Annotated in this window: 15 protein-coding genes; 6 read left to right on the forward strand and 9 right to left on the reverse strand. The window is 70.9% G+C overall.

All coding sequences use genetic code 11. The features are described 5' to 3' along the window. Window positions 1–96: 96 nt before the first annotated feature. The 5 genes from KBX46_RS20605 to KBX46_RS20625 form a co-directional block, all read right to left on the reverse strand. The gene (locus tag KBX46_RS20605; protein ID WP_210793692.1) at window positions 97–1026 is read right to left on the reverse strand and encodes an SDR family NAD(P)-dependent oxidoreductase; all 930 of its coding nucleotides are present in this window, start codon (window positions 1024–1026) and stop codon (window positions 97–99) included. Window positions 1027–1081: 55 nt separating this feature from the next. After that, on the reverse strand, window positions 1082–2266 hold the full coding sequence (locus KBX46_RS20610) for a zinc-dependent alcohol dehydrogenase (RefSeq protein ID WP_210793693.1): 1185 nt from the start codon (window positions 2264–2266) through the stop codon (window positions 1082–1084). 472 nt (window positions 2267–2738) lie between these two features. Continuing rightward, entirely contained in the window at window positions 2739–3503 is a 765-nt protein-coding gene (locus KBX46_RS20615; RefSeq protein ID WP_088947260.1) for a succinate dehydrogenase/fumarate reductase iron-sulfur subunit, read from the reverse strand. After that, a complete protein-coding gene (locus KBX46_RS20620) occupies window positions 3500–5437 on the reverse strand; it encodes a fumarate reductase/succinate dehydrogenase flavoprotein subunit (RefSeq protein ID WP_141908705.1) in 1938 nt (645 codons plus the stop codon). The genes KBX46_RS20615 and KBX46_RS20620 overlap by 4 nt, the downstream gene beginning before the upstream one ends. A gap of 1 nt (window position 5438) precedes the next feature. Then, window positions 5439–6122, reverse strand: a complete 684-nt coding sequence (locus KBX46_RS20625) for a succinate dehydrogenase cytochrome b subunit (RefSeq protein WP_088947262.1) — start codon at window positions 6120–6122, stop codon at window positions 5439–5441. A gap of 83 nt (window positions 6123–6205) precedes the next feature. On the opposite strand from KBX46_RS20625, the gene KBX46_RS20630 reads away from it, so the two are divergent. Beyond that, the gene (locus tag KBX46_RS20630) at window positions 6206–7138 is read left to right on the forward strand and encodes a LysR family transcriptional regulator (RefSeq protein WP_210793694.1); all 933 of its coding nucleotides are present in this window, start codon (window positions 6206–6208) and stop codon (window positions 7136–7138) included. A gap of 198 nt (window positions 7139–7336) precedes the next feature. Here the strand turns inward: KBX46_RS20630 and KBX46_RS20635 are convergent, their stop codons facing one another. Further along, the gene (locus KBX46_RS20635; protein WP_308159635.1) at window positions 7337–9799 is read right to left on the reverse strand and encodes an NPP1 family protein; all 2463 of its coding nucleotides are present in this window, start codon (window positions 9797–9799) and stop codon (window positions 7337–7339) included. 270 nt (window positions 9800–10069) lie between these two features. Continuing rightward, entirely contained in the window at window positions 10070–14140 is a 4071-nt protein-coding gene (gene hrpA / locus KBX46_RS20640; protein ID WP_210793696.1) for an ATP-dependent RNA helicase HrpA, read from the reverse strand. A 122-nt stretch (window positions 14141–14262) separates the two neighbouring features. On the opposite strand from hrpA, the gene KBX46_RS20645 reads away from it, so the two are divergent. Continuing rightward, window positions 14263–14631: a cytidine deaminase gene (locus tag KBX46_RS20645; RefSeq protein WP_210793697.1), complete on the forward strand. Its 369-nt coding sequence runs from the start codon at window positions 14263–14265 to the stop codon at window positions 14629–14631. 1 nt (window position 14632) lies between these two features. On the opposite strand, the gene KBX46_RS20650 is transcribed toward KBX46_RS20645, so the two are convergent. Next, on the reverse strand, window positions 14633–14992 hold the full coding sequence (locus KBX46_RS20650) for a YciI family protein (protein ID WP_210793698.1): 360 nt from the start codon (window positions 14990–14992) through the stop codon (window positions 14633–14635). 141 nt (window positions 14993–15133) lie between these two features. Here KBX46_RS20650 and KBX46_RS20655 point away from each other — a divergent pair, with 141 nt between their 5' ends. Genes KBX46_RS20655 through KBX46_RS20670 form a run of 4 tightly spaced genes read left to right on the forward strand, consistent with a single transcriptional unit; the run spans window position 15134 to window position 19194 of the window. Beyond that, on the forward strand, window positions 15134–16180 hold the full coding sequence (locus KBX46_RS20655; protein WP_210793699.1) for an iron ABC transporter permease: 1047 nt from the start codon (window positions 15134–15136) through the stop codon (window positions 16178–16180). Next, window positions 16177–17286 carry an iron ABC transporter permease gene (locus KBX46_RS20660; protein ID WP_308159636.1) on the forward strand — a complete coding sequence of 370 codons (1110 nt, stop codon included), beginning with the start codon at window positions 16177–16179 and terminating at the stop codon, window positions 17284–17286. The genes KBX46_RS20655 and KBX46_RS20660 overlap by 4 nt, the downstream gene beginning before the upstream one ends. A 19-nt stretch (window positions 17287–17305) precedes the next feature. Next, window positions 17306–18247: an ABC transporter ATP-binding protein gene (locus KBX46_RS20665; protein ID WP_210793700.1), complete on the forward strand. Its 942-nt coding sequence runs from the start codon at window positions 17306–17308 to the stop codon at window positions 18245–18247. Next, window positions 18247–19194 (forward strand): ABC transporter substrate-binding protein, encoded by a 948-nt coding sequence (locus tag KBX46_RS20670; RefSeq protein ID WP_210793701.1) that lies wholly within the window; start codon window positions 18247–18249, stop codon window positions 19192–19194. The genes KBX46_RS20665 and KBX46_RS20670 overlap by 1 nt, the downstream gene beginning before the upstream one ends. 240 nt (window positions 19195–19434) lie before the next feature. Here KBX46_RS20670 and KBX46_RS20675 read toward each other — a convergent pair. Continuing rightward, a partial coding sequence (locus KBX46_RS20675) for a hypothetical protein (RefSeq protein ID WP_210793702.1) occupies window positions 19435–20514 on the reverse strand: 1080 nt, incomplete at its 5' end.

Raw genomic sequence — 20514 nt, forward strand, 5'->3', positions numbered from 1 at the left:
CATCGTGGAGCGCCAGAGCGCTTGCTGGCCCACCACCCTAGGCGAGTTGATCGATCCACAATGCCCCCCGAACAGTCCCGAACAACTCCGAACAGATCAGCCGAACCGTCGGCGCAGTGCGGCGCCGACCGCGCCGGCCGGCCCGGACACGAGTTGCCGCAGGTCGGGCAGGTGACCGCCGCGTACCGCCTCACCGGCCGGGTTCGGGGCGAAGACACTGCCGTCGTTCGCGGCGACCGGCCGTCCACTCAGGCCAGCCAGCCGCATCAACGGCCCGACGAGGATGTCGTAGACGCCCGGCAGCACTGTGAACCCGACCCGCATCACCACGTTGAGCCGGCCCACCGACACCTCCCGACGGGGACGGTCCACACAGTTCACGATGGCCCGGGCAACCCGATGCGGGCTGGCGACCGGCGGCGGAGGTCGCCCGACCCGACCCAGGTAGTTGGCCGCCTGCTGATACACCGGTGTGTCCACGCTGCCCGGGTTGACCAGACACAGCCGGATCTCCGGGCTGTCGCGCAACTCCTGCTGCACCGTGCGGACCAGACCCTGCAACCCCCACTTGCTCGCCACGTACGCGCTCATGTTCGGGGCGGTGATGTGGCCGAGCACCGAGCCGGTGAGGACGACAGTGCCGGCCCCGGCGGCCCGGAAGTGCCGCAGCGCCACCCGCACCGAGCCGGCCGCGCCGAGCAGGTCGGTCCGTACCACCTGGTCGAACACCCGCCCGGGCAGCTCGTCGAAGCGACCGTATGCCATCACCGCCGCCGTGTGTACCCAGACGTCGATGCGACCGAACCGCTCGATCGCCGCGTCGGCGAGCGCGTCCAGCGCCCCCGGCTCGGTGACGTCGGTCGGCACGGTCAACACGTCGACGTCGGCGCACTCCGCGCGTACCTCGGCCAGGGTCGTGGTGGCGCGAGCGGCGAGGACCAGACGGTCGCCGCGCTCGGCGAACTCCCGGGCCGTCGCCCGGCCGATCCCGCTGCTCGCGCCCACGATCACGACCACTCGGCTCACGGCACCGGCTGCATTCGTGACTGCGGGGCTCGCAACCCCGGCTCACTCCTCGCACTCATGGTTCGAGTACGACCTTGATGCAGCCGTCCTCCTTCTTCTGGAACATCTCGTACGCCTGCGGGGCCCGGGCCAGCGGCACCCGGTGGGTGCGCAGGTCCTCCACACCCAGCGGGTCGTCGTCGCCGGAGAGCAGCGGCAGGATCTCGTCGGTCCAGCGGCGCACGTGGCACTGCCCCATCCGCAGCTGGATGCCCCGGTCGAACATCTCCATCAGCGGCATCGGGTCCGCCTCGCCGCCGTACACGCCGGACAGCGACACGGTGCCGCCACGGCGAACCGCCTTGAGCGCGGCGTGCAGGACGGACAGCCGGTCCACGCCCGCCCGGTCGGTCATCGTCTGGGCCAACTTGTCCGGCAACAGCCCGGCGGCGGTCTGAGCCAACTTCCCCGCCGGCGAACCGTGCGCCTCCATCCCGACCGCGTCGATCACCGCGTCCGGGCCGCGCCCGTCGACCAGGTCGATCAGCGCGCCCGGCACGTCGGACAGCTCACTCACGTCGAGCACCTCGATGCCGTGCCGGCGGGCCAACTCCAGCCGCTCCGGCACCAGGTCCAGCCCGATCACCCGGCCCGCGCCGAGGTGGCGGCCGATCCGCGCGCAGAACTGCCCGACCGGGCCCAGCCCGAAGACGGCCAGGGTGCCGCCCGGCGGGGTGTCCGCGTACTTCACCGCCTGCCAGGCGGTCGGCAGAATGTCGGACAGGTAGAGGTACCGCTCGTCAGCGCCCGTCTGCGGGATCTTGATCGGCCCGAAGTGGGCCTGCGGGACGCGCAGGTACTCGGCCTGCCCGCCCGGCACCGAACCGTAGAGCGAGGTGTAACCGAACAACGCCGCGCCCTTGCCCTCGCCCGTGACCTGCGTGGTCTCGCACTGCGCGTAGAGCTGGCGCTGGCACATCCAGCAACTCCCGCAGGAGATGTTGAACGGGATCACCACCCGGTCGCCGGGCTTGAGTCCGGTCACGCCCGACCCGACCTCCTCCACGATCCCCATCGGCTCGTGGCCCAGGACGTCACCCGGCTTCAGGTACGGCCCGAGAACCTCGTACAGGTGCAGGTCGGAGCCGCAGATCGCAGTCGAGGTGATCTTCACGATCGCGTCGGTCGGCTCCTCGATCCGAGGGTCCGGCACCTCCTCGACCCGTACGTCCCGCTTGCCCTGCCAGGTCAGTGCCTTCATGTCCCTCGTCCCTTCTCACGCCGTCTCGGAAGACTGCTACCCGGGCTCGGGCACTTGAACCTGCTGCGCCCTCCGATGTCCGGGTTGTTCTCGGTTCTGTCCGTCGGTGGGTGGGTGGGTGCGGTCGGGGGCGGGGGGCGAGCGGGCCCCGCGCCGGGCGGTCAGGCTTGATCCCTCCGCCGGGAACGGTCGCCCCCAGCCCCGCGGGCCGAGATCGAGTTGATCGACTCGTGTTCCTTGAAGTCGCGGTATCGGAGGCGCTGTGACAGCCCGACTTCATGAAACCCGAGTGGATCACGCAGTCGCGGCCAGTGCGGCGGCGTGGCGTGCGGGGGCAGGTCAAGGCGGTGGGCAGCAGCGAGGTGTCGTGTGGGGCGAGCCAAGGACCGCACGCCGAGCCAAGGAAAAAAGCCGGACCGCCGTACCCCCAGAACAGCGCAGGGGTACGGCGGTCCGGCGTCGTGCGGTGGCCTCAGGAGCCGGGGGTGTTGCCGGCGCCCTTCGCGGTGGCCGCGAGGTAGTCGCGGTTGAGTCGGCCGATGGTGTTCAGCGGGATGCCCTTCGGGCAGGCCGGGGTGCATTCGCCGGCGTTGGTGCAGCCGCCGAAGCCGGCCTCGTCGTGCGCGTCGACCATGCCGATCACCCGGGTGTACCGCTCCGGCTGGCCCTGCGGCAGCAGCGAGAGTTGGGTGAGCTTGGCGGCGGTGAAGAGCATGCCGGAGCCGTTCGGGCAGGCTGCCACGCACGCGCCGCAGCCGATGCAGGCCGCCGACTCGAAGGCGGCGTCGGCGTTGGCCTTGGCGACCGGGGTGGAGTGCGCCTCGGGCGCGCTGCCGGTTGGCGCGGTGACGTACCCGCCGGCCGCGATGATCTTGTCGAAGGCGCTCCGGTTGACGACCAGGTCCTTGATGACCGGGAAGGCGCTGGCCCGCCACGGCTCGATGTCGATCGTCTCGCCGTCGGTGAACTGGCGCATGTGCAGCTGGCACGCAGTGGTGCCGCGCTGCGGCCCGTGCGCGTCGCCGTTGATCATCAGGCCACACATGCCGCAGATGCCTTCGCGGCAGTCGTGGTCGAACGCCACCGGGTCTTCGCCGGCGAGGATCAGCCGCTCGTTGAGCACGTCGAGCATTTCCAGGAACGACATGTCCGGGGACACGTCGTCGACCGGGTAGGTCACCATCCGACCCTTGTCCTCAGGGCCCTTCTGGCGCCAGATGCGCAGGGTCAGGTTCACTTGTAACTCCGCTGCGTGGGGTGGACGTATTCGAACTTCAGGTCTTCCTTGTGCAGCACCGAGGGCTCGCCGTCGGCGGTGAACTCCCAGGCCGCCACGTACGCGAACCGGTCGTCGTCGCGCTGCGCCTCACCGTCGGGCGTCTGGTGCTCGGCCCGGAAGTGGCCGCCGCAGGACTCCTCACGGTGCAGGGCGTCGATGCACATCAGCTCGGCCAGTTCGAAGAAGTCGGCCACCCGGCCGGCCTTCTCCAGCGACTGGTTGAGTTCCTCGCCGGTGCCGGACACCTTGACCCGCTGCCAGAACTGCTCGCGCAGGCCGCGGATCTCGTCGATCGCCTTGCGCAGGCCGGCCTCGCTGCGTTCCATGCCGCAGTGTTCCCACATGATCTGGCCCAGTTCCCGGTGGAACGAGTCCACGGTCCGGTCACCGTTGACCGCGAGCAGCCGCTGGACGCGGTCCTCGACGTCGGTGCGGGCCTCGACCGCCGCCGGGTGGCTGGCGTCGACCTTCTCCAGCGGGCCGGAGGCCAGGTAGTTGGCGATGGTGGTGGGCAGCACGAAGTAGCCGTCGGCGAGGCCCTGCATCAGCGCCGAGGCGCCGAGGCGGTTCGCGCCGTGGTCGGAGAAGTTGGCCTCACCGATCACGAACAGGCCGGGGATGTTCGACTGGAGGTCGTAGTCGACCCACAGGCCACCCATCGTGTAGTGCACGGCGGGGTAGATCCGCATCGGCACCTCGTACGGGTCCTCGCCGGTGATCCGCTCGTACATCTCGAAGAGGTTGCCGTACTTGGCCTCGATGGCCTTGCGGCCCAGCCGGTTGATCGCGTCGGCGAAGTCGAGGTAGACGCCGAGCTTGGTCGGTCCGACGCCCCGGCCCTCGTCGCAGACGTTCTTCGCGGCGCGGGAGGCGATGTCGCGGGGGACCAGGTTGCCGAAGGAGGGGTAGATCCGCTCCAGGTAGTAGTCCCGCTCGTCCTCTCCGATGTCCTTGGGGCTGCGGTCGTCACCCTTGGTCTTCGGCACCCAGACCCGGCCGTCGTTGCGCAGCGACTCGCTCATCAGGGTCAGCTTCGACTGGTGGTCGCCGGAGACCGGGATGCAGGTCGGGTGGATCTGCGTGTAGCAGGGGTTGGCGAAGTACGCGCCCTTGCGGTGCGCCCGCCAGGTGGCTGTGACGTTGCAGCCCTTGGCGTTGGTGGAGAGGTAGAAGACGTTGCCGTAGCCGCCGGAGGCGAGCACGACGGCGTCGGCCATCTCGGTGCTGATCTCGCCGGTGACCATGTCCCGGACGACGATGCCGCGGGCCTTGTCGTCGACGAGGACCAGCTCCAGCATCTCGTGCCGGGTGTTCATCTCGACGTTGCCCAGGCCGATCTGCCGTTCGAGCGCCTGGTACGCGCCGAGCAGCAGCTGCTGACCCGTCTGGCCCCGGGCGTAGAAGGTGCGCTGCACCTGGGCGCCGCCGAAGGAGCGGGTGTCCAGCAGGCCGCCGTACTCGCGGGCGAACGGCACGCCCTGGGCGACGCACTGGTCGATGATGTTGACGGAGACCTCGGCGAGCCGGTGCACGTTCGACTCGCGGGAGCGGAAGTCGCCGCCCTTGACGGTGTCGTAGAACAGCCGGTGTACGGAGTCGCCGTCGTTGCGGTAGTTCTTCGCCGCGTTGATGCCGCCCTGTGCCGCGATGGAGTGCGCCCGGCGCGGGCTGTCCTGGTAGCAGTAGGACTTGACGTGGTAGCCCTGCTCGGCCAGGGTCGCCGCGGCCGAGCCACCGGCGAGGCCGGTGCCGACCACGATCACCGTCATCTTGCGGCGGTTGGCGGGGTTGACCAGCTTGGCCTCGAAGCGGCGGGTCTCCCAGCGCTTCTCGACCGGGCCGGCGGGAGCCTTGGTGTCGGCGATCGGGTCGCCCTCGGTGAAGAGTTCCATGTCAGGACACCAATCCGGTGAGTACGGCGAACGGGACCACCAGGTACCCGGCGCAGAGCAGCACGGCGAAGACCAGAGCTGCGGTACGCGCCCGACGCTCGCCACGCGGCGTCTGCTGGCCGAGGCTGCGGAACGCGCTGAACGCGCCGTGGCGCAGGTGGAAGCCCACCGCGACGATGGCGAGCGTGTAGAAGAGCGTGACGTACCAGCGCTCGGGCGCGAAGTCGGCGACGACGTTGCCGTACGGCTTGCTGGCGTCGCCGACCGGGTTCAGCGTGCCGGTGGTCAGGTCCAGGATGTGGTAGATCACGAAGAGCAGGATGATCACTCCACCCCAGCGCATCGTGCGGGCCGCGTAGCTGCCGTTGACCTTCTTGCGGTGGGCGTACTTGACCGGGCGGGCGGCGCGGGCCCGCATGGCCAGCACTGTGGCGGCGACGATGTGGGCGACGACCGCGACCACCAGCACGGTGCGCAGGATCCAGAGGAACCAGACGCCGGGCAGCAGCGGCTTGCCGATGTCGCGCAGCCAGTGCGCGTAGTGGTCGAACGAGGTTTCCCCCGTGAACACCTTGAGGTTCCCGAGCATGTGGGCGATCAGGAACAGCGCCAGCAGGATGCCCGTCACCGCCATGACGGCCTTGAGGCCGACGTTCGAGCGGATGGGCGACCGAGTTTTCGTCATTACCACGCAACCGACGCTAGGAGCACTTCGATCAGTCGTCCAATGCATCAAACTCGTAGTGTTGATAGCCGTAGGCTATGTAGATGCAGCTCCATCAGCTTCGGTACTTCGTCGCGGTGGCCGAAGTACGACATTTCACCCAAGCCGCCGATCTCGTAGGCATCACTCAGCCTTCTCTCAGTAAGCAAATTCACGCTCTGGAGACCGACCTCGGGGCGCCGTTGTTCGAGCGGATACGGGGCAACATCGCCCTCACCGCCGCCGGTGAGGTGCTGCTGCCGTTGGCCACCCGGATCCTCGCCGATGTGGACACCGCCACCCGCGAGGTGCAGGAGCTGGTGGGGCTGCGCCGCGGTCGGGTCCGGCTCGGCGCCACCCCGAGCCTGGCCACCTCACTCGCCCCGCCGGTGCTGCGCCGGTTTCGCGACGCGCACCCCACCGTCGACCTCAAGGTCGAGGAGGGTGGCTCCCAGGATCTGGTGCGCGACCTGCTCCGCGGCGACCTCGACCTGGCCCTCATCATCATGCCGGCCCAGGGCGCCGACCCCGGGCTGCGAGTCGATCCGATCCTGCGCGAGAGCCTGGTGGTGGCCTCGGTGGGGGAGGTGCCGACCGCGTCGCTGACCGGGGAACTGCGGATCACCGACCTGCGGGACCAACCGATGGTCATGTTCAGGGAGGGCTACGACCTGCGGGACGCGACCATCCAGGCCTGCCGGGAGGCGGGCTTCGAACCGAGCTTCGCCGTGGACGGCGGCGAGATGGACGCCGTCCTCAGCTTCGTCGAGGCGGGGCTGGGCATCGCGCTGGTGCCGGGCATCGTGCTGGCCCGGCGCCCCGGGGTGCGGATCACGCCGCTCGCTCCGCCCGGGGTGCGGCGGATCATCGCGGTGGCCCGCCGCCGCGACATCGTCCCGACCCACGCCGGTCGGGAACTGCGGCGGATCCTGCTCGACTACATCCAGTCGGCGATCGACCGTGGCGAGCTGCCGCCCGGCGTGGAGCCGCTGGCCTAGCAGGCCGTACGTCCTGGGGCGGCCGGTGCGAAGGCCACCTGCCGGGGCGGCCGGCGCGCTCGCCGTCCTTTTTCCGGGATTCCCGGCGGATTACCGGTGGAGGAGGCCGTGGCGCTGACCGACCCGACCGAAGGTCGAGCCCCGGTGCCGTGGGTCGCCTGGCACCGGGGCTCAACCTTCGTGTCGCTCAGCGGAGCGTCAACTCCCCGCCGGCCGGGCGGCGACCACGCAGGTGGACTTGCCGCTCTCGAGGACGCCGTTGACCGAGGAGACGCAGAACTCGTAGTTCCAGACGCCGGGGAACAGGAACGAGATCCCGTGGGTGGTGCCGGTGACGATCCCTTCACTGGCGCTGGACTGGCTGCCGTCGTTGATGTTGCGGACCCAGACCCGGTATCCGGCCGCCTGGCTGGCGCCGGTCCACGTCAACTGCACGGTGGTGGCGTCGGTGGAGCTGACCCGCAGGCCGGTGGGCGCTGCCGGCGTGCCGCCGCCGATGGTGACCGGGCGGGCGACCGCGGGTAGTCCGCCGCCGACCGCGTTCCAACTCGCCACCGCGACGGTGTAGCGGTGCCCGGGTATCAGCCCGTCGACGTGCGCCGTCAGGCCGGTGACCGCGGTCCCCGAGAGCCAGGCGCCGGGGGTGTCCTGGTCGAAGACGAGGACCTCGTACCGATCGATCGTGTCCGAGTAGGGGCCGGTCGACGCCCCCCACGTGACGTCGACCCCCGTGGCGGTGGCGCGGGTGACGATGCCGGCCGGTCCCTTGGCGGTCTGCGGGCGCGAGACGGCGCTGACCATCGGCGACCAGGCGGACACGACGTCACCGTTGTCGGTCCGGACCTGGTATTCCCACGTCAGACCGCTGGAAGTCCAGGTGGTGTAGTGCCGATGGGTCGACACGTTGTAGTGGGACTCCGCCCACGGCTGCCCGGCGACACGGGCGCGGACGTCGTAGCCGTGGGCACCGTAGACCGGCTTCCAGGAGACGACGACGCCCAGTGGGCTGGACTCGGCGACGACGTCGGACGGCACCGGCGTGGGACGTGGCGGCATCTGGGCGGGGATGGCCAGATCCGCCCCGCCCACACCGTAACGCTCGCGCAGGGTACGGCTGAACGCCTGGGCGATCTGGTATTCGCCGAGGGCGTTGGGGTGCAGGCCGTCGTAGCCGGCGGGGCAGCCGGACACCTCGCAGTCGTAGTTGCCCCGCCAGTCGACGAGCGCGACCGGTGACTGGGCGGTGTTCCACGTCGGGATCGCGGCGGCCAGCAGCCGGTTGTAGGTGTCGGTCTTGACCGGCAGGTCCTCGCGGTTGCCGATGGCGGTGCGCTGGGGGACGTTGGCGAGGGCGAACTTGAGGTTCGGTTTGGCGGCGCGCGCCTGGTCGACGAGCGTCTTCATGCTGGTGAGCGTCCCGTCGGCGTCGCTCACCCACCACCCCATGTCGTTGAAGCCGAGTCCGACCAGCAGCAGGTCGGGTTGGTAACGGCTGACCTGCTCCTTGATGAGGGTCTTGGCCACGGCCGCCTGGCGCCCCCAGAGCGCGAAATGGTCACTGTCGAAGTTGACCGCCGCCCTTTCGTCGTACCCGCCCGAGGTCTTGCCCGGAACGGGTGCAGGGGGCAGCGTTCCCTGCAGCGGTGGTCGGGCCGGAGCGGTCGGCTCCTCCGCGGGTACCGTGCCGACGTAGGGCCCGACGAAGTCCACCGTGACGTTCTGCGCCCGGAACCATTCCCAGAGCCGGTAGCGCCAGGTCCAGTCGCCCTCGTCGCCCTGGCTCATCGAATCGCCCACCACCATGACCTTCAGCAGCGTGCCGGGTGAGTTCTCGTCCCGGTCGAAGTCGAAGTCGAACAACGGCTCCTGCCCTTCCACGCAGCCCTGTCGCGGCCACGGGCACGTGAGCACCCGCTGGGGCAGCGCGCCCTTCAGGTTGTTCGGGAAGCTGGAGTCCTTGAGCGCGATCGACGCCGTCCCGAAGTCGTGCGCGAACAGGCTTTCGCGCAGCCCTTCCGGGAAGCCGTTGTAGGAGACCAGCGGAGACAACTGCCAGATGTGGTCATGGTTCTCCGGCTGTTTTCTCTTGGCCGGGTCTTCGTCCATCGGGTCGTCGTCGTCGTCCGCCCGAGCGAAGCGGAAGGCGTGGGTCGAGCCACCCTGCTTGTGATACACCACCTTGGGGTGGTTCCCCTCCCACCGGACCTCGTTGGCCGGCCTGATGATGTAGTTACCGTGCTCCGAGACCGCCACGTGCTTGGCGACGTCGTTCTGAACCCAGACGACGATGTGTTCCCAGTCGTGGCGGTGACCACCGGGGTCCGACACGTTCTGGACCGCGACGTCTTTCTCGAAGTAGTAGTCGTAGAGGTAGGCACACCAGCCCGAGTTGCACCGTTGCCGGGAGTAGGCATTGGTGTTCCGCAGGTCGGACTCGTCGCGGCAGTCCGCGCTCGAGGTGGTGTAGTTGTTGTCGAGGCCCTCGGCGATCGTGCCGTCCGGCCCGATCGCCGGGACGTTATAGCACGCTTCACCGTCGTAGTCGAGCGCCGGTTGCCACTTCGCGTCCGCCTCCGTGGCGTTCGCGGGCAGGGCCCTCGGTGGGTCGGGGACGGCGGCGACGGCGGGCGGGGCGGGGAGGAGGATGGTGAGTGTCGCCACGGCCGCGGCGGTCGCGGCGGCGAGCAGCGCCCTCGGTCGTCGAGGGGAACGGGGTCGTCGGTCGTTCGTACGAGGGCGGAGCCGCGGTGATGACATCTCCACCGCAGGTGATGAATCCGGCAAAAGGACGCCTGTCTCTCGGGAATGATCAGACAGTCTCAGATTTAAATATCGACAAGTGCAAGATTGACAGAGAGCGCTCTCTCTGCTGCACCCGTCATCCACCGGCCATTGTGGAGAATGTCACTCGGACCGGCCAGTACGGGGTGGTCAGCGGGCCTCGGCGTCGTCCATGGCCCGGTAGATGCGCTGCTCCGACACCGGGTACGGGGTGCCCAGCGCCTGGGCGAACACGTTCACCCGCAGCTCCTCGATCATCCACCGGATTCCCCGGACCGCCGGGGTCGCGCGCTTCGCGGGCGGCAGGGCGGCCAGCATGTCCTGGTACTCCTTCTGCACCACGGCGATCCGGTCCTGCTGCTGCTTGTCGCGCTGCGGGTTGCCGCCCAGCCGGTCCATCCGACGTTCGATGGCGGTGAGGTAGCGCAGCAGGTCGGGCAGCCGCGCGTACCCGGTCTCGGTGATGAACCCGGCGTGCACCAGCCCGGCGAGCTGGCCGCGGATGTCGGCCAGCGCCGCCACCACGGCGAGGTTGCGGGTGGCGCCGAGGCGCTGCTCCACGGCGTACGCGGCGGCGAGGACCTTGCGTACCCGGTCCATCACCTCCACCACGGTGTCGACCAGGTCGGCGCGGACCTTCTCACGCAGGGCCGCGAACCCGTCGGCATCCCAGGCCGGCCCGCCCGCCGCGCCGATCAGCCGGTCGATGGCAGCGCCCGCCGCGTCCTCGATCAGGTCCTGCACGCCGCCGTGTGGGTTGCGGCTCAGCGCCAGCTTCGCCTCGTTGTTCAGCCGCCCCTGCAGGAACCGCGCTGGGGACGGCACGGTGAGTCGCAGCAGCCGGCGGGTGCCGGCCCAGTGCGACGCCTCCGCCTCGGCGGGGGAGTCGAACACCTTCACCCCGACCGTGGCGCCCTCGTCGACCAACGCCGGGTACGCGGTCACCGCGTAGCCGGCGCGGACCTGCTCGATGCTGCGGGGCAGCGTGCCGATGCTCCACTCCCGCAGCCCGGTCCGGGCCACCTCCGGCGCGGCGGCCGCCACCACCTGGCGTACCTCCTGGCGCAGTTGACGTTGCAGGGCCGGCAGGTCCTTGCCCTCGGCGACGGGCTTCTCGTCGGCGTCGAGCACTCGGAAGGTGACCCGCAGGTGGGCGGGGAGCTTGCCCGGCTCCCAGGCGTCGCGGGGGACGGTCACGCCGGTCATCCGGCGCAGCTGCCGGGTGAGCGCGTCCAGCAACGGCTCCTCGCCCGGGGTGATGGCCGCGAGGGCGGCGCGGGCGTAGTCCGGGACCGGGACGAAGTTGCGGCGGATCGCCTTGGGCAGCGAGCGGATCAGCGCGATGACCGTCTCCTCGCGCAGCCCCGGCACCTGCCAGTCGAAGGTCTCCGCCGGCACCTGGTTGAGCAGCGGCAGCGGGATGTCGACGGTGACGCCGTCGTCCGGCGTGCCCGGCTCGAAGCGGTACGTCAGCGGCAGCGTCACCCCCTGGGTCTGCCACTCGTCCGGGTAGTCGTCCTCGTCCACCCCCGGTCGGCCGTCGTTGATCAGCAGGTCGCGGGTGAAGGTGAGCAGGTCGGGCTGCTCGCGGCGGGTCTTCTTCCACCAGCTGTCGAAGTGCCGCCCGGAGGACACGTCGGCCGGGATCCGCTGGTCGTAGAAGCCGAAGATGGTCTCGTCGTCGACCAGGATGTCCCGACGGCGGGCCCGGCTCTCCAACTCCTCGATCTCGGCGAGCAGCCGCTTGTTGTCCGCCCAGAACTGGTGGTGGGTCTGCCAGTCGCCCTCGACGAGAGCGTGCCGGATGAACAGCTCCCGGCTCAGCGTCGGGTCGATCCGCCCGAAGTTGACACTGCGCGAGCTGACCAGCGGGACGCCGTACAGGGTGACCTTCTCGTAGGCCATCACCGCGGCCTGCTTCTTCTCCCAGTGCGGCTCGCTGTAACTGCGCTTGACCAGGTGCTGCGCCAGCGGCTCGACCCACTCCGGCTCGACCCGGCCGGCGATGCGGCCCCACAGCCGGGACGTCTCCACCAGCTCGGCGGCCATCACCCAGCGCGGCGGCTTCTTGAACAGCGCCGAGCCGGGGAAGAGCGCGAACTTCGCCCCCCGCGCCCCCAGGTACTCGTGTTTCTGGGCGTCCTTGAGGCCGATGTGCGACAGCAGGCCGGGCAGCAGCGACTGGTGCACCTTCGGGGTGTCGATCTCCTCCGGCAGGTCCGCGCCGCCACGGCGGCTCGCACCCCGGCCGGCGTCCGCGCCGTCGGCGGTGTCGCGCGCCGGCCGCCCGCCGCGCCGGTCACCCTCGGCCGGGGTACGCAGCACCTGACGCAGTTGGCTGACGATGTCCTGCCACTCGCGGATCCGCAGGTAGTTCAGGTACTCCGCCTTGCACATCCGGCGGAACGCGCTGGAGGACAGCTCCCGCTGCTGCTCGCGCAGGTAGCGCCACAGGTTGAGATAGGCGACGAAGTCGGACTCCTTGTCGGCGAACCGGGCGTGCGCCTGGTCGGCCTGGGCCTGCTTCTCCGCCGGCCGCTCGCGCGGGTCCTGGATGGACAGCGCGGCGGCGATCACCAACACCTCGGTGGCGCAGCCGTTGCGTTCGCCCTCGACCACCATCCGGGCCAGGCGCGGGTCGACCGGCAACTGGGCCAGGCGCCGGCCCAGCGCGGTGAGCCGCTTCGCCGGGTCCGCTTCGGTCGGGTCCAAAGCGCCCAGCTCGTGCAGCAGGTTGACGCCGTCGGTGATGTTGCGCTTGTCCGGTGGGTCGATGAACGGGAACGCGGCGAGGTCGCCGAGCCCGATCGCCGTCATCTGGAGGATGACCGACGCCAGGTTGGTGCGCAGGATCTCCGGGTCGGTGAACTCGGGACGGGATCCGAAGTCCTGCTCGTCGTAGAGGCGGATGCAGATGCCGTCCGAGGTGCGGCCGCAGCGGCCCTTGCGCTGGTTGGCCGACGCCTGGGAGACCGGCTCGATCGGGAGTCGCTGCACCTTGAGCCGGCTGGAGTAGCGGGAGATGCGGGCGGTGCCCGGGTCCACCACGTACTTGATGCCGGGCACTGTCAGCGAGGTCTCCGCGACGTTGGTGGCGAGCACCACCCGCCGGTTGGTGTGCGCGGCGAAGACGCGGTGCTGTTCGGCGGAGGAGAGCCGCGCGTACAGCGGCAGGATCTCGGTGCCGAGCAGCGAGCGCTTCTTCTGCACCAGCTTGCCCAGCGCGTCGGCGGTGTCGCGGATCTCGCGTTCGCCGCTGAGGAAGACCAGGATGTCGCCGGGTCCCTCGGCGGCCAGCTCCTCGACGGCGTCGCCGATCGCCTGGATCTGGTCGCGGACGTTCTCCTCGTCGCCGTCGCCGTCCTCCTCGCCCTCGGCGAGTTCGACGAGTGGCCGGTAGCGCACCTCCACCGGGTAGGTGCGCCCGGAGACCTCGACCACCGGTGCGGGTACGCCGTCGGGCTCGTCGGCGGTGGGTGGGCCGGCGAAGTGCCGGGCGAACCGGTCGGTCTCGATGGTCGCCGAGGTGATGATCACCTTGAGGTCGGGGCGGCGGGGCAACAGTTCCCGCAGGTACCCGAGGATGAAGTCGATGTTGAGGCTGCGCTCGTGCGCCTCGTCGATGATCAACGTGTCGTACTGGCGCAGCATCCGGTCGGTCTGCAACTCGGCCAGCAGGATGCCGTCGGTCATCAGCTTGACCAGGCTGCGCTCGCTGACCTGGTCGGTGAAACGCACCTTGTAGCCGACCACGTCACCCAGCTCGGTGCCCAGCTCGTCGGCGATCCGGTCGGCCACCGTGCGGGCGGCCAACCGCCGGGGCTGGGTGTGCCCGATCAGGCCGTGCACCCCGCGCCCCAGCTCCAGGCAGATCTTGGGGATCTGGGTGGTCTTGCCGGAGCCGGTCTCGCCCGCCACGATCACCACCTGGTGATCACGGATGGCGGCGGCGATGTCGTCCTTGCGATCGCTGACCGGCAACCCCGCCGGGTACGTGATCACGGGCACCGCCGCTCGGCGGTTGGCGAGCCGTTGCTCGGCCCGGACCAGGTCGGCGGTGATCTCGGCCAGCGCCGCCTCCCGGCGCTGCGGGTCGCGCAGCTTTCGGGCACCGTCCAGCCGCCGCTGGAGCCGGCGCTGGTCGCGGAACATCAGAGGGGTCAGGCGGCGGTGCAGCTCGCGAACCGGGTCGGTCGCGACGGAGGCGGTTGGATTCTGCATGTCGTGCCCAAGGATAGGCAGCCCGGCGGCGTACCGCCCCTGGGTTACCGCGCGGCCGGTCCGTGGACGTCCGTGGGCGGCACCTAGAGTGGGCGCTCGACGTCGAGCGCTGGGGGGCCGAGATGGAGCTGCGGGACACCGATCGTGCGTTGGTGCAGGCCGCCACCGCGGTCGCCAAGCTGCGCTGCCGCAGCCAGCACCACACCGTCGCGTCGGCCGCCCGGACCGCCGACGGGCGGGTCTTCACCGGCGTGAACGTCCAGCACGCCACCGGCGGGTCCTGCGCCGAACTCGTGGTGATCGGCACTGCCGCCACCCAGGGTGTCACCGAGCTGGAGACGATCGTCACGGTCACCGACCGGGGTCGCGACGTCAGCGAGCCGTGCGGCGACTGCCGGCAGGTGCTGGCCGACTATTTTCCGGCGCTGCGCGTGATCACCGGAGAGCTGGACGCGCTGCGGGTGGTCGAGATCGGTTCGCTGCCCGGCTGAGTCAGTCGCCCGCCGCCGCCTCCAGCATCGACCGGGGAATCGGCACGCCCTCGAACCGCACGTTTCCCTCCGGCACCATCCAGCTCATCACCCGCACGTCCAGCCGTCCGGCCCGCACGGCCGGGTCGTTGGCGTAGAGGTCACGCGCCTCCTCCGGGGCGATGGAGAGCACGACGAAGCCCCGCAGCTGGTCGTCGTCGGTTTCCAGGAAGGGCCCGGTCGCGAGCACCAGCCCCTGCTCCACGAGCCCCGCCTGGTGGGCCAGGTGCGCGTCCTGCAACCGATCGATCGCGTCCTGCGGCAGCTCCGGCGGGTGTGACGGTCGGGCCAGGAGGACGACCGTGTGCTGGTCGAATCGCATGAGCCCACCCTAGGTGCGCGGCCCCCGTCGCGCGGGCGTCTGCCCTGCTCAGCGGGTCGCGGATCGATAAGCGCCAGTTAGGCGGCCCCCACCTGAGCGGCTAAGGTAAGGCGAACCTAAGCGTGAACGTGCAGGAGACTCGTGACCACCCTCGTCACCCGGCCGACCCAGGCCCCCGGCCGGTCCGGCACCCGCACCGGCCGCCGGGTGGCCGTCACCGTCGGGTCTGCGCTGGTGCTGCTGCTCGCCGTACTGGCCAGCTTCGCGCTCGGCAGCCGGCAACTCGGCATCGACCAGGTCTGGCACGCTCTCGTCGCACCGGATGGCGGCGACGCCAGCACGATCGTCCGTGAGCTGCGGATGCCCCGCACCGCGCTCGGCCTCACCGTCGGGCTCGCCCTCGCGGTGGCTGGCGTGTTGTTCCAGGCGCTCACCCGCAACCCCCTCGCCGAGCCCCGCATCCTCGGCATCAGCGCCGGAGCGTCGTTCGGCGTGGTGCTCGCCATCTCCGTCTTCGGCATCGGCACGCTCGCCGGGTACGTCTGGTTCGGCATCGCCGGGGCGCTGATCGCCGGGCTGCTGGTCTTCGCCATCGCCACCCGGGCCCGCGAGGGCGCCAGCCCGGTCACCCTCGCGCTGGTCGGCGCGGCCCTCGACGCCAGCCTGGCCTCCGGGGTGTACGCGCTGCTCAGCATCGACGCCCGCACCTTCGAGGAGTACCGGTTCTGGGTGGTCGGCGGCCTGGCCGGCCGGGACCTCTCGGTCGCCGCGCAGGTGCTGCCCTTCGTCCTCGCCGGGCTGGTGCTCGCCGCCCTGGTCGCCCGAGGTCTGGACGCGCTGGCCCTCGGCGACGACGTGGCCCGGGGCCTCGGCCACCGCATCGGTCTGGTCCGCCTCGGCGGTGGGCTCGCCGCAGTGCTGCTGACCGGCGCGGCGGTGGCCGCCGCCGGACCGGTCGCCTTCGTCGGGTTGGCCGTGCCGCACCTGGCCCGCGCCCTGGTCGGCGCGGACCACCGCTGGACCCTCGCCGTCTCCGCACTGCTCGGGCCCGCGCTGCTGCTCGGCGCCGACATCGTGGGCCGGGTCGTCGCCCCACCCGGCGAGATACCGGCCGGGATCGTCACCGCGCTGATCGGAGCGCCGCTGCTGGCGGTCCTGGTCCGCCGCGCCCGGGTGGTGACCGCGTGACCACCACCCAGCGCCCCGTGGGTTCGCCCGCCCCGGCCGGCCGGTCATCCGCCGCGTCACCTGCTGGCGGTTCTGCCCGACTGCCCGGTCGGTCGCTGCTGCGGATCGGCCCGGTCAGCCTGGTCATCCGCCGCCGGGCGGTGCTGGTGGCCGCCGTGCTGACCGTGCTGCTCCTGCTGGCCGTCGTGCTCAGCCTCTCGCTGGGCACCCCGTACGTCGCCCCGGCCGACGTGCTCCGCGCCCTCTCCGGCGCCGGCACCCCGTACGACCTCGTGGTCTTTGATCTTCGGTTGCCGCGGGTCGTGCTGGCGGCGACGGCCGGCGCCGCCTTCGGCATCGCCGGCACCCTGATCCAGAGCGTGGCCCGCAACCCGCTCGCCAGCCCGGACGTCATCGGCATCACCCAGGGCGCCGGTCTCGCCGCGACGGTGGCCCTGACCAGCGGCATGGCCGCGGTGCTGGTGGCACCCACCGCGCTGGTGGGCGGGCTGCTCGCGGCGGTGCTGCTGTTCGCCCTCGGCGCCCGGCACGGGCTGGCCGCGCAGCGGTTCGTGCTCGCCGGTGTGGCGGTCGCCTTCGGCTTCCGGGCGCTCACCGAGGTGGTCATGCTCACCGCCGACCCGATCGACGGCCTCCGCGCGCAGATCTGGCTGATCGGCACCCTGGCCGGCAAGGGCTGGACCGAGGCGGCCTGGATAGCCGGCACCCTGCTGGTGCTGCTGCCGGTGCTGGCCTGGGCCGGCTGGGCGCTGAACAGCACCGCCCTGGACGACGACACCGCCCGCGGCGTCGGGCTTCGCCCGGTGGCCCGCCGGATCGGCCTGGCCGGCACCGGCGTCCTCGTCGCCGCGATGGTCACCGCCCAGGTCGGCGCCGTCGACTTCGTCGCGCTGGTCGCACCCCAGGTGGCCCGTCGACTGGTACGCGCCGAACGGCCACCGCTGGTCTGCGCCGCGCTCCTCGGCGCGCTGCTGCTGGTGCTGGCGGACCTGGCCGGCCGACGCCTGCTCGCACCCACCCAACTGCCCGCCGGTGTGCTGACCGCCGCCATCGGCGGCCCGTACCTGATCTTCCTGCTGCTGCGCGGACGGCGGCGGTCGTCGTGACGCCTCAAGGAGTCGTGTGATGCTCTCCACCCGCGACCTGGTCGCCGGCTACGACGAGCGGACCGTGCTCGACGGGCTCGACCTGGACCTGCCCACCGACGCGTTCACCGTGATCGTCGGCCCGAACGCGTGCGGCAAGTCCACCCTGCTGCGCACCATGGCCCGGCTGCTCACCCCGCGCCGGGGCACGGTGCTGCTGGACGGCACCGCGATCCGCGAGCTGCCGACCCGGGAGGTGGCCCGCCGCCTCGGCGTCCTGCCGCAGAGCCCACTGGTGCCCGAGGGCGTCACAGTGGCTGACCTGGTCGGGCGCGGCCGGCAGCCCTACCAGCGTTGGTGGCGGCAGTGGTCGCCGGAGGACGGCGCGGCCGTCGACCAGGCGATGACCCTGGCCGACGTGACCGACCTGGCCGACCGGCCGGTGGACAGCCTCTCCGGCGGTCAGCGGCAGCGGGTGTGGATCGCCATGACGCTCGCCCAGGACACCGACGCCCTGCTGCTGGACGAGCCGACCACCTTCCTCGACCTGGCCCACCAGGTGGAGGTGCTCGACCTCCTGCACCGGCTACGCGTCGAGCGGGGCCGCACCGTGGTCGCCGTGCTGCACGACCTGAACCAGGCCGCCCGCTACGCCGACCACCTGGTCGCGATGCGCGCCGGTGCCGTGGTGGCCGCCGGGCCGCCCCGGGAGATCCTCACCGCCGACCTGGTCCGCGACGTCTTCGGGCTGGCCTGCGTGGTCGTGCCCTGCCCGGTGACCGGCGCGCCGCTGGTGGTGCCCGCGTACACCGGCGGCAACTCCGTCGGGTCCGCGTCCGCTGGCGGTGCCGGTTCCGTCGGGTCCGCGTCCGCTGGTGCGGGAGACCCTGATTCGTCGACGGCATCCGTACCGGACGCCCGACTCACCACCGGCGACGCGGCCACCCCGCTCGCCGGTTCGCACCCTTCGAAAGGACTCTGATGCGTCGTCTCGTCGCCGCTCTCGCCGCGGCCGTCGCCCTCGGCGTCGGACTCACCGCCTGCGGTGAGAGCGACCCGGTCGCCGGCTCCACCACCGGGGAGACCCGGGAGATCACCCACGTCATGGGCACCACCAAGGTCCCGGCCGAGCCCAAGCGCGTCGTCGTGCTCGACACCGACAAGATCGACACCGCGCTCTCGTTGGGCGTCACGCCCGTCGGCGCCGCCACGGCCGGCGAAGCCAAGAGCTGGCCGACCTACTTCGGCGCGGACAAGCTCGCCGGCATCAAGGAGGTCGGGGTGCTCACCGAGCCCGACCTGGAGGCCATCAACGCCCTGAAGCCGGACCTCATCCTCGGCAGCAAGTTCCGCCAGGAGAAGTTCTACGACGAGCTGGCCGCCATCGCGCCGACCGTGTTCACCGACAAGGTGGGCATCACCTGGAAGGAGAACTTCCTCCTGGACGGCAAGGCGCTCGGCCGCGAGCAGCAGGCCAAGGACCTGCTCGGCGCGTACGAGAAGCGGGCCAAGGACTTCGGTGCGACCCTCGGCGACGCCGCCTACCGCAAGGTGTCGATCGTGCGCTTCCTGCCCGGCAACATCCGGGTGTACGGCCCGGACTCGTTCTCCGGCATCGTCATCGGCGACACCGGTCTGGGCCGCCCCGAGCGGCAGTTGCTCGCCAACAAGGAGGACAAGCGCTTCGACCTGGTCAGCCCCGAGCGGGTCAACGAGGTCGACGGTGACGTCATCTTCGTGACCGCGTACGGCGACAAGGCCGCCGCCGAGCAGACCAAGGTGGCGGGCGGGACCCTCTGGAAGGGCCTCAACGCCGTCAAGGCCGGCAAGGCGTACCCCGTCTCCGACGAGGTCTGGATGACGGGCATCGGCGTCGGTGCCGCCAACAAGATCCTCGACGACCTGACCAAGTACCTCCCGGCCGCCTGACAACCCCTCAGCGCCCGCGCACCGCAAGCCCGCGCTCCGCGCGTCGCAAGCCCGCGCTCCGCGCGTCGCAAGCCCGCGCTCCGCGCGCGCCCACCCCAAGATCCGCGCAACTTCGGTGAAAGTGCTGCCTCACGAGCTGGTGAGACAGCAAGATCCCTGAAACTGCGCGGATCTTGGCTGTGGGTGTGGGTGTGGGTGTGGGGTGTGGGGTGTGGGTGGGGGCCTGGATCTGGGGCGGGGTCAGCGGGAGCGGGACCGGAGGGCTTGACGGAGTTCGGCGAGGAAGCCGTCGAAGTCCTCGCGGAACCGTTTCGCGGTGATGTGCAGGACGATCCAGTCCTCGCCGAGAAGGCGGTTGAGGCGGCGTCGGTCCCGGTGGAACTGCTCGGGATCGTCGTGCCACAAGCCGTCGTACTCGACGGCGACCTTGAGATGTGGCCACGCAAGATCGAGGCGGGCCACGAACCTGCCGTCTCGCTCGACGACGAACTGGGTCACGGGTGTCTGCACCCCGGCGAGCACGATCCGCACCCGCAGCCGCGACTCCGGGGCTGATTCGGCGCCGGCGTCGGCCAGCTCAGCTACCCGCATCATCCGTCTCCAGCCTCGGTTGCCGGCTCTCGACCGGGAGCCTGCGCGAAGCTCAGGGATCACCACCAGCCGGTGGCTGGCGAGGCGGTCCACGATGGCTACAGCCTCCTCGGTCGGCAGCCACTGGGCCAGGTCCCAACATGTGCGAGTCGGCGTGGTCAGCGGAATGCCTTGACGTATCGCGACGTCGGTCGCTGCGATCTCGCTGGCGTGCACGACGAGCCCCGAGACGGGACCGAACCGCTGAGCGGCGGGCACGAGCACGTCGAGGGGCTCGTGGTCGGCAACCGATGCCGCGCCGTAGAGCGCCGCCGCACTGCGACCAGCGATCACCACACCCGGTGGCAGCACCCAGCGCACCGCGGCGGCGCAACGAGTGCGATGGGTGACCTCCAGTTGGGCATCCGCGTAGACGTCGCGGAACAGTGGGCGCCATGCCCTGCTGCGCAGCTCCGTTCGGGTGAGCAGGCCTTGGGCAACGACGCGGGAGCCGCGAAAGACGCGCCCCTGGAGGTTCGCAGGCCGTCGTGGGGAAACAGGCATGACGACACCTTGACCGGCAGAGGTGTGCGTCTGCAGCCCCTGTGGATAACCCCCGACCAGGTCCTGAACACCAAGATCCGCGCAACTTCGCTGTTCTTGCTGCCTCCTCACGACGTGAGACAGCAGCATCCCCGAAGTTGCGCGGATCTTGGGCGGATAGAGCGCGGCGGGCGGGTTGGGGGGTGT

The sequence above is a fragment of the Micromonospora sp. C81 genome (assembly GCF_018070425.1).
GTDB lineage: Bacteria > Actinomycetota > Actinomycetes > Mycobacteriales > Micromonosporaceae > Micromonospora > Micromonospora zamorensis.

Coding starts and splice junctions, on each gene's coding strand:
- KBX46_RS20630 (WP_210793694.1), top strand. CDS start 6,206: ATGCAGCTCCATCAGCTTCGGTACTTCGTCGCGGTGGCCGAAGTACGA.
- KBX46_RS20620 (WP_141908705.1), bottom strand. CDS start 5,437: ATGGAACTCTTCACCGAGGGCGACCCGATCGCCGACACCAAGGCTCCC.
- hrpA (WP_210793696.1), bottom strand. CDS start 14,140: ATGCAGAATCCAACCGCCTCCGTCGCGACCGACCCGGTTCGCGAGCTG.
- KBX46_RS20650 (WP_210793698.1), bottom strand. CDS start 14,992: ATGCGATTCGACCAGCACACGGTCGTCCTCCTGGCCCGACCGTCACAC.
- KBX46_RS20665 (WP_210793700.1), top strand. CDS start 17,306: ATGCTCTCCACCCGCGACCTGGTCGCCGGCTACGACGAGCGGACCGTG.
- KBX46_RS20670 (WP_210793701.1), top strand. CDS start 18,247: ATGCGTCGTCTCGTCGCCGCTCTCGCCGCGGCCGTCGCCCTCGGCGTC.
- KBX46_RS20610 (WP_210793693.1), bottom strand. CDS start 2,266: ATGAAGGCACTGACCTGGCAGGGCAAGCGGGACGTACGGGTCGAGGAG.
- KBX46_RS20645 (WP_210793697.1), top strand. CDS start 14,263: ATGGAGCTGCGGGACACCGATCGTGCGTTGGTGCAGGCCGCCACCGCG.
- KBX46_RS20625 (WP_088947262.1), bottom strand. CDS start 6,122: ATGACGAAAACTCGGTCGCCCATCCGCTCGAACGTCGGCCTCAAGGCC.